Genomic DNA, 16,575 nt, shown 5'->3' on the forward strand with positions numbered 1-16,575 from the left:
ACTGGTCAAATAAGATATCTGGTTAAATTTAAGTTTTTTTCATTATAAATATTAAAATATTTCAAAAGCTCTCACTAGCAAATAAATTGACAAAATAATCAAGAGCGAGTTAGAAATAATTTCCTCTTTTTTTTGAGATAATTTAGGCAAATACAGACTATTGATCCGATTGCCGATTGTCCCGCCTATTCCTAGAACTAGCCCACTTAAAAATAGTACATTACCTTGTCTAATATGCCCTAACAAAGCTGTTATTGACATTAGTAGTATGAGTCCCATGCTTTTTTTGATAGCTATTTTAACATTTTCTTCAAAGTACAACATTCGCAGAGGAACAATCGCTGTCCCGCCTCCAACTCCAAATAAACCAGCACATAAGCCAGCACTGACTCCTATACTCATCTTAGCAATCAGAGGGTTTATGTTGCTAGATTTTGTATTGTCAGCATTAAGAGATAATTGGCGGCGTAAGTGAGCTAAATAAATATTGAGTAGTAAAAACAAACTAAATCCAATCTCTAAAATAGATTGAGGAACAATATTCACGAAAGATGTGCTTACTAGAACTGTAACTATGGCTGAAAATTCTAGTACACTCATCCTCTGAAATTGTAGATTACTGGTTCGCCAATTCTGAAAACTACGATAAAGGCAAACAAGGGAAATTGCAAAGATACTTGTAGCAACAGATTGGCTATAACTATGACCTAATGTGAGTAAAACAGGTACTAAAATAATTCCACCGCCTACATCTATTAGTTTAGCCAAAAGTCCAGAAGCTAAACCTGTAATAATTAACAACAACCAACGTAACTCACTTATAGTCATAATAATGGCAATTGAAATGGAAAAAAGTTACATATTGGCTACCCCTTTGTCCTCTTGTTCCGCTTTTTGTTTTAGAGCGTCAGTTTCTTTTTTCTGTTCTTCAAAAGCTAATAAGATAGGAAGTAGAAAAACATACTCGGCTATGATTGGGTTAGGTGATTTTCCCTCTAAAGAAAACCTACCATTTTTGAGATTAGGCGTTTTACCCAGAGCAGATACAGGCAAATACCAAGTCTTGTCTATTCCATATTTATCTTGTCCATGAAATCGATCTTCTATAAATTGAATAAGATGTTTTTCAATATGATCTGTTAAAGTTTGTTTACGTTCCACTGGCGTATCAGATTGAAAAACATCTGCCACTTTTTTAATGCTTTCTTTGCCGAGCCGAGAAATGTCTTGACAAATTTGAAATTGTGTTTTGCCTTTAATACCCGCACCAGCTACCGAGTACATATTGTTAAAATTTTCTTCATCAGGATTAACATTATTAGAGCCAGATGGGACAATTAACCGCATATCTTTTAACTGTTTGTAAAAATCCCTGAAAAAGTAATGTTGTTTATATTTTTTATCATTATCTTGGTTACTCGAAAAAGCCAATGTATCAATTTTGGGGAAGACAAAGATGAATTTTTTATCAATGTCTTTTTGACCTTCTTCTGCGAGCAATTTTAGTAACTCCCACTGTAAATCAAATTGTGGAATTCTATCTCTTCGAGTCTCATGAGATTCTTTTACTTGATCAGATAGAACAAATTGTTGTTGAAATGCCTCTGGGTTATTTTCACGAAGATGATTCAAAAATGTATCATCTGACCAAAAATCAAATTGAAATATAATTGTGTCAGCATTAAACAAAAGTCTTCTTAAGTCTGAATCTACCCTCTCTTTCTCTTTTTGACTCACTAAAGATGATACTTTATGTCCAGGTATGTCAATAAATGTAAAACGGTTTATATACTGCGTATTTTCCAATTGGCTAACCTGTAAATTCAAAGCTAGGTTGACAGCCGTAGAATTTTTAACATCGCCTTTTCGATAATTTTCCTCTAACTCAAATAAATCTTTTCGAGATGCGTTATCTTCAGGGGTTATTGTGATCCCAGCCGTAGCTGCGTGCAGTCTCAATTTAGCTAGACCAGACTGTAAAAGACAGGTTTTCCCCGTTCCTGGAGAGCCTAAAATTACAATGGAATGACTTTTTCGCTTACTGGGAGACCAACCACAGGGTTGATATTTTCTGACGGTGGTATCTTTAGGTTTTCCATATACTGGTTCAGGTTGTAGCACTGATTCAGGTTGTGGCACTTCTTTTTTACTTTCTTCATTATTTTCTGGCAAATCTTTTGATGGCATTTGATCTGCATAAGCTACGGTTTCAACCTTAATATCTTCACCTTCCAAGTTAACATTAAATTCTTCCTTATCTTTTTCTACTTCATTGGTACAAGCAACATTAATAAGTCGATCCAGATGTTTTAACCAATTTGTATATTTCTTTTCAACTCCCGTGAGTTTAGCAACAGCAGCATTCCATGTATTCCAATCAAACAAATTTTTGAGAAAATCAGTATAGGGAATAATGCTAAATGTTTGTGAATCAGGAGAATTCCAAAAATTTAGCAGATTAGATTTATTGTCTATAAGAACTCTTGAGGCAACCAGTTGACTTAACAATTCAATACTTACAGTTGTTTTTTCTGGTAATTTGTATTGTTGTTTTAAAAATTCGCTAAGTATTTCCGTATGCTCTGGTGTAATGCTACGTTGAGGGTTTTTATAGAAATCATTGGCATGGAGCATAACCAACAGCAATCTTGCCCGCTTCACATTATCCTTCGCCCCTTTAGTTTTATCCCCTAATGAATTAATATTAACATCTATAAAATCATAGTATTTACTTAAAGTGGGAAAAATTTCTTTAACAATCTCTTTGACAACTCCGTATAGTTTTTCATCATCCAATTTATTTTCAATTTTTGTCTGTTCAGCAATGAGATTATAGATTAACCCATTACTGGTTCTTTCTATCCCTTCTCCAGTTAAATATTTAAGATAGCTCTCGCAAGCCTGTTTCTTTTCATCCTCGGAGCTATTGATTTTAATTTCACTTAAACTTAAATCGGGAATTTCTGTGTTAAAATTATCAACAAATCTATAAGGATCTATTTGTTTCTTGAAAGCTTCAGCGTGTTTTTTGATGCCATCGTGTCCTTCAAATATGCCATAACTATTCACTTTAAATTCATTCTTTTGCAATTCAAGCTTTTCAGCAAGGTCTTGAAAATATGAATTTTTCTCGTCTTCATAAGGTGTGCCAAAATCAGCAGAAATGGAAATGCTGTATATTTTACTCGTGAGATAAGCTTCTAATCCTTTAGTAAAACTACGCAATTCAAGTAATCTGTCTTCCATGTGATCTCTAGCACGATCAGTTAAGATTAACTGGAAAGAGTTAGGATCGTGTATTCCCATACAGGCTGCACATTTCGGGCAAATTATATTGCCTCTAGTGATGGCTGTTAATTTGAAATCTTTGATTGTGTTCGCCATGTTCTTTTCTTAAAAGTTCTTATTGATTTTTGTAAATTATCCCGACTCTATCGACTTTACTATGCTGTCCAAAATAGGTTTCAACGATTTTCGGCGTTTGCAGATACCTAAATCGCTTAAAAATGTTCAAAATGAACATTAGCATCGTTCAGACGATAGAGCCGTTATCCCTATGTCGGTATCTTACGTCTAATTTAAACTATTTGAGCAATTAAGTCAATGAGTTAACCCGCCTGAAAAGCGGCATCTCCAATGCTTTGCAGAGATAGTCGCTGCCATCCTCCAGCCCCAAAGTGGGTTGCCAAAGATCGCATTCTCACATCCCGTCCCAAACACCTTTCCGTCAATCAATTCCTAGCGGTTACTGTCACCATATCGGGAGATAAAATCGCCAAACGAACAGGGACAATGGGTGTTTTTTGAATATGGTTAAGTGATCGCATATTTCTTAGGAATGTGGATTAAATAACTTACAATTCTTAGTTACTTTTTAGATTAACCAATGTGTGAATATTTTGTCAAGCAGAAAAATATAGATTCTAGAGAGGGGGAATTTTTATAGAGTTAGAGGGCGATAGCGAAGCAGGAATCGCAAAGCCCTCCACAGCGATTCGCCCAATCGCCCCACAGAAATTACCCAATCAAGACCAAATAAATTTTAGAGAGGGGAAAAGGTAAAAGTACAATATTACTTATCAGAATATAACTAACTAGAATCTTTATTCGGATAAGTAAATGAATGAATCCCCGGAAATTGGTGAAATAACTGTTGTCAATTCCCTAGCTTTGACTGCACCCACACCCCTAACTGAACACCCCGCCGCTGTCTATCTCTCCAATCTGTCCGCTGGTTCTCGTGCGGCGATGGGGCAATCTCTCAATGCGATTCCTACGGAGCGCTTCGCTATCGCTCGTATCCTTACCAGCAATGAATGTGATGCGCTGACATTAAATTGGGCTGAACTGCGTTATAAACATACAGCTTTATTACGGTGTATACTGATGGAAAGATATGCACCAGCCACAGCTAATAAAATGCTGAGTGCATTAAGGAGAGTCTTGAAAGAAGCATTACGACTTGAATTAATGGATGCTAGAGATTTTGCTAGGGCGGTAGATATCGCTAATATCAAGCTGTCTAAGGAACTCAAGGGGCGTTTTTTATCTGAAGCTGAAATTAATGCCCTGATGCAAACTTGTTTTGATGACCCTACTCCCATTGGTTATAGAGATGCGGCCTTGATAGCAATTTTGCGAGGTGCGGGGTTACGCCGGGGGGAATCAGTAAAATTAATGTTGAGTGACTTCCATTCTGGCAGTGTGAAAGTTCGCAGTGGTAAGGGTGGTAAAGACCGCACTGTTTATTTACCAGATGGGGTGTTGCCAATTATCGAAGACTGGTTAGAAATTAGAGGAAGAGAAGCGGGGGCTTTAATCTGTCACATTAATAAATCTGGGGCGGTAACTTTACGACAACTGACACCTCAAGCAGTGCTGTTTATTCTGGAAAAACGGGGTGTAGAAGCTGGGGTAACAAACTTTTCTGCTCATGATTTTCGCAGGACTTTTATTTCTGAGTTGTTAGATTCCACTGATATTGTTACTGTCCAAAAATTAGCCGGTCATGCTTCACCTGAACTCACTTCTAGATATGACCGTCGGGGTGAGGAAGTTCAACAACGGGCTGTACAAGCAATTACTGTTCCCAAACGGAAGTGATAATATTTTATTAGTAGTTAGTTTTTAGAAGTAAAAAAAATGGCTAAAGGGTTTGGTGTAAAGCCAGAAAAACAATTAGGATACATCTTACAGTTAATACCAGAAGTCAAAGCTTATGCTGTGAGATTCAATTATAATGACTTTCATGAAAAAACTGGAGAGGAATTTATTGGCGTAACAAGTATGCTTCATGAGGCTCAAGTCTGGAAGAAAAAGGAGCAAGCTAAACAGTCAATTGAAAAATATTCTGACTTTCTACTGGAAAAGGTAGAAGCTGGTTCACAGGTGCGCGTAGATATTAAACAACTTAAACGTTCCAGTGACGGTAAACTCACTGATGAATTAGTTGAGTCATTATTATTTCTACCAGAGAAAAATTAATATTATCCCTTACTGTTTGACTGGATAATACAACCCATCACTAACCTGAAATTTCCACCCCAAACTCATCGGGTCACGATTTCTGGACCAACTGATAAATTCCTGCTCACTCTTGCTTTCCCGTTCCGTAATTAAACTCTGCTGTGTTACCCCCAACCGTTGCGCTAAGTTCTCAGGAGCGAAAGAAGTTATTTCTACTGCTTGTTGTTGATACTGGTAGGGATATCCTGAGCGCCGGGGTCTAGAATTACCACCACCGTATTTACCAGAAACTATTGCTTTCTCAATTTTTTCCAACTGTTTACTAAGCGCTTCTATTTTAGAGTCTACCTGTTGATCTTGCTGGCAAAGGTGCGTTTCCAGTTCCCCCAGCTTCTCCTCCACCTGCTGTAATTCGCTGGTTGCTTCTAATTTTACACTGCTATCGAACTGGGCTATCAATTCCTGTAATCCTTGCAATAACGCCGTTGTATGACCATCGCGGTGGATTTTGGCTAGATGGCGGACTACAGGAATTAGTGGAGTTGGCACGCGAATCATCTCGCTGGGCGGGGTCTTGTTAGTAGTCATGATATCTGTAGTTGATATCGAATATTGTAAACCCAAATCCAAGTTTCCTCTAAGAATTTCTGACTCCCTGGCAGATAGCAAAAGATTGTATGAGTAGATTGCCATTGTTGACCTAATTGCTTTACAAAAGAAGGGAACAGGGAACTCTTAACTGGGAGCAAATAAGAAACACTCATTTGCACCAGTTTAAAGCTCAGTCAAAAAAAGGATGTTTTTTTCGTGCTACGCATCTCAAAAAACAGTGTCATTATTTCAATCTCATGTTTTTAAACATGAGTTTTTCCTGTTCCCTGTTGCCCGTTCCCTGTTCCCTCTGAAAGTTTGTTTAAGTGTTTCAATAATAACCGAGTAATTTATGATCAAGTTTATAAAAGTCCTAAAAGTCCGATTTTTAATTAGTTTTGCAATTGGGCTACTGATTTGTTCACCGGCACAAGCACAAACTTTAGAACTAGAACCAGAATTATTTGCTAGAAATATACCATCGGTTCATTTACTGTTGGGTAATCCCAGTCAAGCCACAACCAACATCAATAACCCTGATAATGACTTGATGATAAAACCCCAGTATGTACTGTCTTACAATCGCAGTAATGGTACTCCTAATTGGGTAAGTTGGCAGTTAAATAAATCATGGTTTGGGGATACCCCACGTCAAGATAACTTTAGACCAGATAACACATTACCTGAAGATTGGGAACACATCAAACCCACTGCTTATAATGGTTCAGGGTATGATAGAGGTCACGTTACCCCATCGGCTGACAGAACCCGTAGCATTGAAGATAATACAGCAACCTTCTTAATGACAAATATGATGCCCCAAACACCCGATAATAATAGGAATACTTGGGGGAATCTGGAGGATTATTCTAGGGAATTAGTATCACAAGGTAAGGAACTTTATATTATTGCTGGTCCGGTTGGCAGTAAAGGTAAATTGAAAAACCTAGTCACAATTCCCCAATCCACTTGGAAAATTGTTGTAGTCCTAGATCCTGATGCTGGACTCAAGGGTATTAGCAGTAATACCCGTGTTATTGCTGTCAATATCCCCAATGATGAACAACTTGATAATAATTGGAAGGTCTTTAGAACCAGTGTGGATACCCTAGAAAAACTAACAGGGTATGATTTTCTCTCTAATGTTTCTCCCAATATTCAACGGGTGATTGAAAGCAAAGTTGATGATCTTTAGGTTTCGATAACTTTTGTGGAAACCCCTGCTATACCATCAGGGGTATTACCGGTAATGTAAACATCAATTTCTCTATTACCTATTTTGTAAACTTGTAAATCTATTAAATTAGTTTTTAAGAGATTCACAAGATTCTGAAACTTTTTCACAGTGGCTTTTTCCTCGTCTTCGTACCAATTTTCCTCACTCACAGAGTTTCTAAAGAAATCATCAATTTCCACAAGTTTAACGGGTGTCTCCTGAGAATGACCCGTTCTTTTTAATACTGTAGCTTCATTCAATACTGCGGATTCCCATGCGAAAACCTCAAATGGGTACTCTGATTCACTGGTCATCAGTAACCCGTCGGTGGCTTGTTTTAATATGTTTGTGATGTTGGTCATTTTAGCGTTCAAGAAGTGTAGTGTAACTATCCCTAATAATTTAATTTTCTCTAATTCCAGTTTCTCAGTTTTTAGTGTTCCCCACAATTAATGAAAAGTGGGGTTGTTATTTCTAGGACTCTGGTTTATTTTTTAACCATTGTTCTAAATCAATGATAGAGGAGAAATCCAAGAGTGCTTCACCGAGTAATTCTAATTGCTCAATTGATAATGTCCAAATTGTCTCAATGAATGATGATTCAATTTCACCAAATCGCCGATTTAGTTGTCGGAAAATCAGTTGTTGTTCTCCCTGCTCTATTCCCCTTTCTACCCCCCGTTCCATTGCTAATTCTTCTGTTGGACTAATGAAAGGCATTTGATTTTCCTCCTCTAAATGTTTAATTTTAGCGACTAATCCCTCTACTTTGATTTGTTGATATCTATCTAATATTCTAGCCTAAAATAGTTACAAAAGAAGGGAAATCTTAACTGGGAGCAAATAAGAAACACTCATTTGCACCAGTTTAGAGCTTCAGTCAAAAAAAGAATGTTTTTAAAAGATGCGTAGCACGAAAAAAACAGTGTCATTATTTCAATCTCATGTTTTTAAACATGAGTTTTTCCTGTTCCCTGTTGCCCGTTCCCTGTTTCCTCTGAATAAAATTGATTCAGTTACCATCATTAATAATGTTACCTTATTGGTATTCTACACAGAAAACCAGCACTGCTGTAAGCAAGTCTCTACAACTATGCAATAGATTCAGATAGCAAGCCTGACATATCTAATACTTGTTCAGACCAAAAACCAGATTGTTCAGCAACTTCAGTACAGATTTTTTCATCTAAATTCTGGTTCATAACCACCTATTAAACTCTTAGTAATTTGTGTAACACGTTCTCGTATGGCTGGGTCTTGAATTATCATCGAACGATTATTTTGACTTGGGCGAATATTAATAATTGATTCGTAAGCCATTTTTTGTGTAAATGGTATCCAATCTGCACCCCAAATGTCTTTTTGCTTGCTACCATCTTTCAATAATACTGCTTCGCACTCAGCGTGTAGCTGTCCACCGTAATAAATCTTGATTAGGGACTTCCAAATAAAAAAATACTCAACCACCTAACGCAAAAATCTCTCAAACCCTTATTCCTCTGTGTCCTCTGCGCCTCTGTGGTTCGTTAATCAGGATAATTTATTTCTTGGAAGTCCCTTAGAGAACTCCACAAAAAAAATGAACTGCTTGCAGCAGTGCTAGTTCCCTCTTGTACCTAATGGTTACGCAAAGTGCTATATACTTATTACTATGATTAGCGAAGATAGTGAAAAATAAGAATTTTATTTTAAAAATATCAAATCAAGAAATCCCAAAATATAAACACCAAATCACATCCTGTAAATCCTCAAATCCTGGACATCCTGATTCTGACAAAATATCAATCTATGAACAAAACCCCACGCATTCCCATACCCCTAGAAGTCAGAACCTACGTTTTCCAAAGGGACAAATATCAATGTCAAAGCTGCGGTAAAATCTCCCAAGAAACTCAACTCAGCATTGATCATATTATCCCCTTATCTCGTGGCGGAAAAAACGATATTAGTAATTTACAAACTCTCTGCTTAACTTGTAATCAGCAAAAAACTAATAACATTGACAATCGTTTTCGCCGACATTTTGATACTTAGTAAAAAAAGCTTTTAATCCAGTCCCCCTCCTCGCTTGCGGGGAGGGGTTAGGGGTGGGGTCTTATTCTTTCACCGTTTTAAACCATTCAGTTATCCCGTCAGCCAAAGTATTAGCCATTTTCTTCTGTGCTTGGGGATTAACTATTTCCTCAAACTCATAAGGATTACTCATAAAACCCAACTCTAATAATACCGCCGGTGCAGTATGGGGACGAGTCAGGGCTAAATTATTCCAAAACACACCATAGGCAGGTTTACCAAGTTTTTTAACTACATAATTTTGTAAAAATATTGCAAGGCTGTGTGATTGAGGATGATACCAAAAAGTACCAAAGCCTTTGGTTTTTTCCGCATCACCATTATCCGGTAAAGAGTTATGATGAATGGAAACAGCGATCGCAGGTTCTTCTGTATTAATAATTACCTGACGTTCCCCCAAAGACACATCACGATCATCCTCCCTCGTCATCACCACCTTAGCGCCGCGCTTCACCAACTCATCTCGCAGCAATTGAGAAATGATCAAATTCACATCTTTTTCTAAATACCCAGTTGGACTACTAGCGCCAGATTCTTTACCACCATGTCCTGGATCAAGTACAATTTTGATACCAGATAAAGGTAAACGGTTGCTATTTTTCAGATCAGGTGGATGACGTAAAGTTAAAACCAAGGTTGTATTGTCATATCTCAGCTTATAGCCCCACTGTTGGATGTTTTTGAGGTTAAAAGTATATTTGATCTGTGTGGGACTTACCTGTTGCCAATCTAGGCGAGAAATCAGGCGATTATCATCTAGGCGAATTGTGTCTGTTTGGGCAATGGTATTGTAAAGGGTAAGAGTGAAGGAGTTGTTTCCCTGTTCCACACTCACCGGCACAGCAGTTTCTAAGGGAAAACGAATCTCTGTCGCTTCAGCTAATTGCCGATAGCCCACACTCCGAATCACCGTCTGTGGTGCAACCGCACCTGGTATAATTTTAGTCTCCTTGTTATTAATCCAAGCACCATAGTCTAAGCGCAACCATTCACCGTCCTTAGCCGTAACACTCGCCATAGTTCCCTTTGGCAATGGTGTAAGTCGTGAATAATCTGTACTAGATCCCGTGCGAGTAACGCCTGATTCTGATGCAATTTCTGCAACTGGTAACTGTGTCGGGGACAGAATTTCGATTTTGCCTAAACCAGTTTGAGTTATTCTTTGATCATTAATTTGTAAATTAAATTGAGGTTTTCCTAAATCAGCAGCATTTGCGACTGTTGTACAACCTTGGTATTTGGTAAGACTAGAAAGATTAGGCTGATTTAACCCCGTCAAGACACTTGAATTTGGAGGTAATTGTGCCTGGGAAGGTTGGGGTAAAAGGGCAATATTTTGATTTACCAGATTCACCCAAACAGTAGCTTGAGGTGGTGCAACTGCACTAAAACAAATTAATTCTCCTGGTAATCTGGCAATATCAGCAGCAGGAGTCAAGGAATCCCTAGCAAAGCCTAAACCTTGGGGTAACTCAGGTTGAGTGGACACCCTGATGATCTTAATCTCTCGTTCTTGATTTTGGTAACGGACTTTAAATATATTTTCCCCTAACTGCAAGGGAAAACTAGGGGAAAAATGCCCAGCCTTGCTACGGTTAATTAGCTTACCATTAATTAAAACCTGACCCTGGGAGGGTGCTGTACCGATAAAAAATATTTTTTCTGTGCTGGTTTGGTAGTTTGTAGGGGGAAAAACTACTAAAAGTGGTTCTTGTGCTAATGCAACTGAGGAGGTGACTAAGAAATTAAATAATACTAACCCTAAGAGTTTTTTCATGGACAAACACAGAAGATTTGAGGATAGAGACTGTGGCACAATAGCCAAGATGGAATCAAATATGAATGCAAAAGTGGCAATACATTGGTCTCAAACAAGAGAATTCAATCGGGTAAAATTCATCCTGCATACAAGCCTCCAACATTGTCTACACAAATTCTCCTTCGGGAACAAAATCTATTAAGAGTTGCTAGAAATTGAAAATACTATGACTAAGTTTATCTTTGTAACTGGGGGCGTTGTTTCCAGTATTGGTAAGGGCATTGTAGCAGCAAGTCTGGGACGTTTGCTTAAATCGCGGGATTATTCGGTTTCGATTCTTAAACTCGATCCCTATATTAACGTTGATCCAGGCACGATGAGTCCTTTTCAACATGGGGAAGTTTTTGTCACCCAAGACGGTGCAGAAACAGATTTGGATTTGGGACATTACGAGCGCTTTACTGATACTTATATGTCTCGATTAAACAGTGTTACTACTGGCTTAATTTATCAGTCAGTTATTAACAAGGAACGCCGAGGCGACTACAATGGCGGCACTGTTCAGGTAATTCCCCACATTACCAATGAAATCAAAGACAGAATTCTCAGAGTTGCTAAAGAAACTAATCCCTCCGCCGTGATTACGGAAATTGGTGGGACTGTAGGTGATATTGAATCACTACCATTTTTAGAAGCAATTCGCCAATTGCGAAAGGAAGTAGGAAAGCGTAATGTGTTATATATGCACGTTACTTTGTTGCCTTGGATTGCGGCAGCGGGAGAGATGAAAACCAAGCCTACTCAACATTCTGTGAAGGAATTGAGATCCATTGGCATTCAACCAGATATTTTAGTATGTCGGAGCGATCGCCCCATTCCTGTGGGCTTGAAACAAAAGTTATCAGAGTTTTGTGATGTCCCTGTAGAATGTGTTATTACCAGTCCAGATGCCCGTAGTATTTATGAAGTTCCAGTAATTTTAGAACGGGAAGGATTAGCCGAACAAGTTCTCAACTTACTGCAAATGGAACAACGTCAACCCAATATGACACAATGGGAAACGATGGTAGACCGGATGTATAATCCTCAACACACCGTCGAAATCGCCATTGTTGGTAAATATGTGCGGTTGGGTGATGCCTACCTTTCTGTGGTTGAGTCTTTACGTCATGCGGCTATTGCAACTCATGGTGATTTGCGTCTGCGGTGGGTAAACTCGGAAGTTTTGGAAAATGAACCACCGGAAAACTATCTATCAGGTGTTGATGCTATCATCGTTCCTGGCGGCTTTGGTAGTCGGGGGATAGACGGGAAAATTGCCGCGATTAAATACGCACGCGATCGCCAAATTCCCTTTTTAGGTTTATGCTTAGGAATGCAGTGTTCTGTCATTGAATGGGCGAGAAATGTCGAAGGCTTATCTAATGCCAATAGTGCCGAATTTGACCAATATACGGATAATCCAGTTATTAACCTGTTACCAGAACAACAAGATGTAGTAGATTTAGGCGGAACAATGCGCTTAGGGTTATATCCTTGTCGGGTACTTCCCAACACTCTAGCTTTCCAACTTTATCAAGAAGAGGTCATTTACGAACGCCACCGTCACCGTTACGAGTTCAACAATGTTTACCGTAGTCAGTTATTAGATTCTGGTTATTTAGTGAGTGGCACATCTCCAGATGGTAGATTAGTGGAAATTGTCGAATATCCCAAACATCCCTTCTTTATCGCTTGTCAATTTCACCCTGAATTTCAATCTCGCCCTAATGCACCTCATCCTTTATTCAAAGGATTGATGATCGCTGCCATTTCTCAATCCCATTCTGCAACTGCTACACCTAAGCCTGTACAAGTGTGACAGGTGACAGGGAACAGGAACAGGGAACAGGGAACAGGGAACAGGGACAGGAACAGGAACAGGGAACAGGGAACAGGGAACAGGGAACAGGGACAGGGAACAGGGAACAGGGAACAGGGAACAGGGAACAGGGAACAGGGAACAGGGAACAGGGAACAGGGAACAGGGAACAGGGAACAGGGAACAGGTGACAGGGAACAGGGAACAGGGAACAGGGAACAGGGGACAGGGAACAGGGAACAGGGAACAGGGAACAGGGAACAGGGAACAGGGAACAGAAAAATTCAGTTGTATAATTAACTCTGTCCCATTATTTAATAGACATCTCCGAGAAATAATGTAGAGACGTTCCATGGAACGTCTCTACAAAGGTTTTAGGATACGCATATTTGTCTAATTGTTAATGCTAATTTAGCAGCGCCTACCATTCCTGCTGCATTTCCTAATTCTGCTGGGAGAATTTGCAAACCTGCGCGAGATGTTGGTAAAACTCGTTTTTCGATTTCTGCTGTTAATGACGGTAAGAAAAACTCAAAACTTGCACTTACACCACCACCAATAATAATGGCTTGGGGTGTTAGCACATATAATAAACTCGTTAATCCAATTCCTAAGTCTTTACCATATTCTTGCCAAAAAGTCAAGGCTTCTGGATTTCCGGTTTGGGCAAGTGCGCCCAATTCTGATGGTTCTTTGCCTGTGCGGCGACGGATGGCAGATATGGAAGTATGCTGTTCTAATGAACCTTGATTGCCACTATTGCACATCGGCCCATCGGGATTTAAGGTAATTAAACCTAATTCTGCTGCTGCACCTTGATGTCCGACAAACAATTTACCATCAAGAATAATTGCGCCACCAACCCCAGTTCCTAAAGTTAGTAAAATCAAATTGGGGAAATTTCGACCTGCACCTAACCAAGCTTCTCCTAAACCGGCACAGTTAGCGTCATTTGCCAAAATTGTCGGTTTACCCGTTTTGGCTTCTAACCAGTCTGCTAAGGGGACATCATGCCATCCTATGAGATTAATGGCAACTTTGGCAATTCGTCCCGTAGCATCAGCAGGACCCGGAGTACCCAAACCAATGGCGATACTTTCATTATTGGGGTCAATTTGGGCGATCGCATCTACTATTGTAGATAATACAGCCTCTGGTGTTGCAGGTTGGGGAGTATCCACAGATAAAGATTGTAAACAATTACCATCTGCTGTAAATCGTCCCAACTTAATCGCAGTCCCCCCTAAGTCAATTCCAATTACTTGTTTTGTCATTAGTCATTAGTCAGTTGTTATTTTTCCAAATTACCAATTACCCATTACCCTTTTTAATAACTTGTACATTTGCAATTGGGTATGAAGTTTTGTGTACCTGTTGCCAATCTGTGATTGGTGCGCCTTTTAAAATACCAGATAAGGCTACAGAAAGCATTAATCCACCTGTAGCAGCCGCAATTAAAGTCATATTATCGTTCACAAAACTCTCTCAGTAATAATTACATTTTTGTTAATTGACCAATAACCAATGACCAATGACCAATAACTATTGCCTATTTTCTCTTCTCAGACGAGGATTGACAAATTCATTTAACCCCTCACCAAGTAGTGATAACCCTACAACTAAAGTTGTCATTGCCAAACCAGGAAATAAGGTAGTCCACCAAATGCCTGTAGGTAGTGCTTCTAGAGCTTGTTTTAAATCATATCCCCATTCCGGTACTTCTTCGGGTAATCCTAAACCTAAAAATCCTAAACCGCCTAAGACTAATATGGCATCTGCGGCGTTGAGGGTAAAGAGGACGGGGACGCTTTGAATAACATTGAAAAATAGATACCGAGATAAGACAACCCAGGTAGAAGCCCCCATTGCTTGTGCAGCTTCAATGTACACTTCAGTTTTGACGCTAACGGTGTGGTTACGAACGACGCGATAATATTGGGGAATGTAGGCTATACTAATGGCGATCGCTGCATTTAAGATACCTCTCCCCACGACAAAAGCCAATGTTACTGACAGTAGCAATCCTGGCAGTGTATAAATACTATCCATTAGAAACAGTAGAGCTTTATCTAATTTTCCTCCCAAATAACCGCTAACCATTCCTAATGGCACACCAATAATCATACTCAAAGATGTTGCTAAAGTCACAACTTGCAACGCCGCTTGCACACCAAACACACTGCGAGAAAAGACATCATAGCCTAAACGACTTGTGCCAAACCAATGTTTAACCGAAGGTGCTTCATGAATAGGATTAGCAAGAAATTCCTTCGGGTTTTGCAACCACCCCCAACTTTGGAAAACAGGAGCAAAAAAGGCTAAAAAGATGAAAAATAGAGTCATACCTAACCCAATCTGCATTAATCGCTGGGAGAGGCTAGGATTTTTCGGAAATTTCCAGAAATTCGGTAATTGCTTTTTTGTGATGGTCATCTAAACACCGGCTGTAAAAATTTGATTAGCAGTTAAATTTAACTCTGGCCAACTTGGTGATATGATCAGGTCATTATCTCTAAACTGACTAACTTGATATTCTTCATCTATTAGGTGATAAATAGAAATAGTTGGTTGTTTGAGATTGCCAATAAATGCTCTACCACCTAAAGCAGCATAATCAACAATCCAATATTCAACAATCCCCATTTGTTCATAAGAATACCCGGTAAGTGGGAAACGAGCGCGTCTTTAGACCTGAGAGGGAAACGACACGAGCGGTTTTAACCGCTGTGGATATTAAATTAAAATTAAAACCAGATTTTTGATTGGAACCTGGAAACCAACTCCCATTTCTGGGGTAATGTTAGCTAGATGCCTCCGGCACGCTGCGCGAACGACCTGTTATAAGAGCTTTTTAGACTTGCAACACTGTTTCAGTGACCTTAAAACTGTTTAATTGCAAATGACAGAGCAGGGAACTAGCAACGCATTCCGGGGTGTCGTGACTCAAATAACGGCTACCATGAGAGTAAACTCAGGGTGGTCTGGTCAGTACGGCTTGCTTGATTACTCTTGCAAGCCCAGTCCCTTTAGGGCTGGGTTACTGACAATCAGCCAATTTTTTGTGGTAATCATCACGCCAATTTGTACTGACAATTTCCACCACAAGAGGAACAGACGCAGATTCACTAATAGTAGACTGTTTTTTCCACAAAGGTTCATTGACGAGATTAGGCCGATTTAACAGTATTATGTCTGGTAAGTATGCTGATTTGCTGATTTGCTGTTTGCTGATTTGCTGTTTGCTGATTTGGGGATGAAGTAAGGAAGTTTTAGCCGACTAAACTCTAATGTAATTTGTGTAGCTAAAAATCCAACAATTTCTTCATGATCTCCTACGGGTGGTGTCATTTCTACAATTACTCCATCATGTAATTCATAGCGGACTCCTGTATTTGGATACCACTCTGTAAACTCTTCAAAGCTGACTAATTTAGTTTGAGGTAAAGCTTGAATCATAATTTACCCGCCTATAAAATTGTAGAGTGAGTTAGCTATAGTGTAACCTCCGTTCTATAAAACTTACCCAAAATTACCAAAGTCTAGACACATCTGGACAGCGATAATCTTAGTGTTTATTTTCTGCTTCATCGTGGTCTTAGAATGACTTCT

The 16,575-nt window shown here is 39.1% G+C and carries 16 protein-coding genes and 2 pseudogenes; 6 read left to right on the top strand and 12 right to left on the bottom strand.

Features of this window, described 5'->3' with window-relative positions:
• Positions 1-51 precede the first annotated feature (51 nt).
• Both NG743_RS23625 and NG743_RS23630 read right to left on the bottom strand, forming a co-directional pair.
• Positions 52-828 (bottom strand): sulfite exporter TauE/SafE family protein, encoded by a 777-nt coding sequence (locus tag NG743_RS23625; protein ID WP_257121014.1) that lies wholly within the window; start codon positions 826-828, stop codon positions 52-54.
• Positions 829-855: 27 nt separating this feature from the next.
• Complete coding sequence (locus NG743_RS23630; RefSeq protein ID WP_257121015.1) at positions 856-3,384, bottom strand: hypothetical protein; 2,529 nt, start codon at positions 3,382-3,384, stop codon at positions 856-858.
• 252 nt (positions 3,385-3,636) lie between these two features.
• On the opposite strand from NG743_RS23630, the gene NG743_RS23635 reads away from it, so the two are divergent.
• From NG743_RS23635 to NG743_RS23645, 3 genes are all read left to right on the top strand, one after another.
• Entirely contained in the window at positions 3,637-3,807 is a 171-nt protein-coding gene (locus NG743_RS23635; RefSeq protein WP_257121016.1) for a hypothetical protein, read from the top strand.
• Between the two features lie 312 nt (positions 3,808-4,119).
• Positions 4,120-5,103, top strand: coding sequence for a tyrosine-type recombinase/integrase (locus NG743_RS23640; RefSeq protein WP_257121017.1), 984 nt, complete (start codon positions 4,120-4,122; stop codon positions 5,101-5,103).
• Positions 5,104-5,142: 39 nt separating this feature from the next.
• Positions 5,143-5,484: a hypothetical protein gene (locus NG743_RS23645; RefSeq protein ID WP_039204260.1), complete on the top strand. Its 342-nt coding sequence runs from the start codon at positions 5,143-5,145 to the stop codon at positions 5,482-5,484.
• A gap of 9 nt (positions 5,485-5,493) precedes the next feature.
• Here NG743_RS23645 and NG743_RS23650 read toward each other — a convergent pair whose 3' ends face one another.
• Positions 5,494-6,054: a hypothetical protein gene (locus tag NG743_RS23650; protein WP_257122176.1), complete on the bottom strand. Its 561-nt coding sequence runs from the start codon at positions 6,052-6,054 to the stop codon at positions 5,494-5,496.
• A 355-nt stretch (positions 6,055-6,409) separates the two neighbouring features.
• On the opposite strand from NG743_RS23650, the gene NG743_RS23655 reads away from it, so the two are divergent.
• Positions 6,410-7,252 (top strand): DNA/RNA non-specific endonuclease, encoded by an 843-nt coding sequence (locus NG743_RS23655; RefSeq protein WP_051424247.1) that lies wholly within the window; start codon positions 6,410-6,412, stop codon positions 7,250-7,252.
• On the opposite strand, the gene NG743_RS23660 is transcribed toward NG743_RS23655, so the two are convergent.
• The 3 genes from NG743_RS23660 to NG743_RS23670 form a co-directional block, all read right to left on the bottom strand.
• A complete protein-coding gene (locus NG743_RS23660) occupies positions 7,249-7,635 on the bottom strand; it encodes a nuclease A inhibitor family protein (protein WP_027401561.1) in 387 nt (128 codons plus the stop codon). The genes NG743_RS23655 and NG743_RS23660 overlap by 4 nt on opposite strands.
• Positions 7,636-7,747: 112 nt before the next feature.
• The gene (locus NG743_RS23665) at positions 7,748-7,993 is read right to left on the bottom strand and encodes a DUF4351 domain-containing protein (RefSeq protein ID WP_193963688.1); all 246 of its coding nucleotides are present in this window, start codon (positions 7,991-7,993) and stop codon (positions 7,748-7,750) included.
• Positions 7,994-8,455: 462 nt separating this feature from the next.
• Positions 8,456-8,740, bottom strand: coding sequence for a DUF5674 family protein (locus tag NG743_RS23670; RefSeq protein ID WP_051424246.1), 285 nt, complete (start codon positions 8,738-8,740; stop codon positions 8,456-8,458).
• A gap of 321 nt (positions 8,741-9,061) precedes the next feature.
• On the opposite strand from NG743_RS23670, the gene NG743_RS23675 reads away from it, so the two are divergent.
• Positions 9,062-9,307, top strand: a complete 246-nt coding sequence (locus NG743_RS23675) for an HNH endonuclease (RefSeq protein ID WP_257121018.1) — start codon at positions 9,062-9,064, stop codon at positions 9,305-9,307.
• A 61-nt stretch (positions 9,308-9,368) separates the two neighbouring features.
• Here the strand turns inward: NG743_RS23675 and NG743_RS23680 are convergent, their stop codons facing one another.
• The gene (locus NG743_RS23680; RefSeq protein ID WP_257121019.1) at positions 9,369-11,123 is read right to left on the bottom strand and encodes an N-acetylmuramoyl-L-alanine amidase family protein; all 1,755 of its coding nucleotides are present in this window, start codon (positions 11,121-11,123) and stop codon (positions 9,369-9,371) included.
• A gap of 208 nt (positions 11,124-11,331) precedes the next feature.
• Between NG743_RS23680 and pyrG the strand changes: the two genes are divergently transcribed.
• On the top strand, positions 11,332-12,966 hold the full coding sequence (pyrG, locus tag NG743_RS23685) for a CTP synthase (RefSeq protein WP_027401556.1): 1,635 nt from the start codon (positions 11,332-11,334) through the stop codon (positions 12,964-12,966).
• 374 nt (positions 12,967-13,340) lie between these two features.
• Here pyrG and NG743_RS23690 read toward each other — a convergent pair whose 3' ends face one another.
• From NG743_RS23690 to NG743_RS23710, 5 genes and pseudogenes are all read right to left on the bottom strand, one after another.
• Positions 13,341-14,240 carry an ROK family protein gene (locus NG743_RS23690; RefSeq protein ID WP_027401555.1) on the bottom strand — a complete coding sequence of 300 codons (900 nt, stop codon included), beginning with the start codon at positions 14,238-14,240 and terminating at the stop codon, positions 13,341-13,343.
• A 37-nt stretch (positions 14,241-14,277) separates the two neighbouring features.
• Complete coding sequence (locus NG743_RS23695; protein ID WP_173401696.1) at positions 14,278-14,442, bottom strand: hypothetical protein; 165 nt, start codon at positions 14,440-14,442, stop codon at positions 14,278-14,280.
• 66 nt (positions 14,443-14,508) lie between these two features.
• Entirely contained in the window at positions 14,509-15,399 is an 891-nt protein-coding gene (locus tag NG743_RS23700; protein ID WP_027401554.1) for an ABC transporter permease, read from the bottom strand.
• Positions 15,400-15,618 (bottom strand): annotated as a pseudogene (locus NG743_RS23705) (Uma2 family endonuclease); the annotation flags it as partial.
• 394 nt (positions 15,619-16,012) lie between these two features.
• A pseudogene (locus tag NG743_RS23710) lies at positions 16,013-16,422 on the bottom strand (Uma2 family endonuclease); the annotation flags it as partial.
• Between the last annotated feature and the right edge of the window lie 153 nt (positions 16,423-16,575).

Origin of the sequence: Dolichospermum heterosporum TAC447, assembly GCF_024584745.1 — a bacterium.
Lineage (GTDB): Bacteria > Cyanobacteriota > Cyanobacteriia > Cyanobacteriales > Nostocaceae > Dolichospermum > Dolichospermum heterosporum.

Coding starts and splice junctions, on each gene's coding strand:
- NG743_RS23640 (WP_257121017.1), top strand. CDS start 4,120: ATGAATGAATCCCCGGAAATTGGTGAAATAACTGTTGTCAATTCCCTA.
- NG743_RS23665 (WP_193963688.1), bottom strand. CDS start 7,993: ATGCCTTTCATTAGTCCAACAGAAGAATTAGCAATGGAACGGGGGGTA.
- NG743_RS23700 (WP_027401554.1), bottom strand. CDS start 15,399: ATGACCATCACAAAAAAGCAATTACCGAATTTCTGGAAATTTCCGAAA.
- NG743_RS23675 (WP_257121018.1), top strand. CDS start 9,062: ATGAACAAAACCCCACGCATTCCCATACCCCTAGAAGTCAGAACCTAC.
- NG743_RS23635 (WP_257121016.1), top strand. CDS start 3,637: ATGCTTTGCAGAGATAGTCGCTGCCATCCTCCAGCCCCAAAGTGGGTT.
- pyrG (WP_027401556.1), top strand. CDS start 11,332: ATGACTAAGTTTATCTTTGTAACTGGGGGCGTTGTTTCCAGTATTGGT.
- NG743_RS23630 (WP_257121015.1), bottom strand. CDS start 3,384: ATGGCGAACACAATCAAAGATTTCAAATTAACAGCCATCACTAGAGGC.
- NG743_RS23650 (WP_257122176.1), bottom strand. CDS start 6,054: ATGACTACTAACAAGACCCCGCCCAGCGAGATGATTCGCGTGCCAACT.
- NG743_RS23660 (WP_027401561.1), bottom strand. CDS start 7,635: ATGACCAACATCACAAACATATTAAAACAAGCCACCGACGGGTTACTG.
- NG743_RS23680 (WP_257121019.1), bottom strand. CDS start 11,123: ATGAAAAAACTCTTAGGGTTAGTATTATTTAATTTCTTAGTCACCTCC.
- NG743_RS23625 (WP_257121014.1), bottom strand. CDS start 828: ATGACTATAAGTGAGTTACGTTGGTTGTTGTTAATTATTACAGGTTTA.
- NG743_RS23645 (WP_039204260.1), top strand. CDS start 5,143: ATGGCTAAAGGGTTTGGTGTAAAGCCAGAAAAACAATTAGGATACATC.
- NG743_RS23655 (WP_051424247.1), top strand. CDS start 6,410: ATGATCAAGTTTATAAAAGTCCTAAAAGTCCGATTTTTAATTAGTTTT.
- NG743_RS23690 (WP_027401555.1), bottom strand. CDS start 14,240: ATGACAAAACAAGTAATTGGAATTGACTTAGGGGGGACTGCGATTAAG.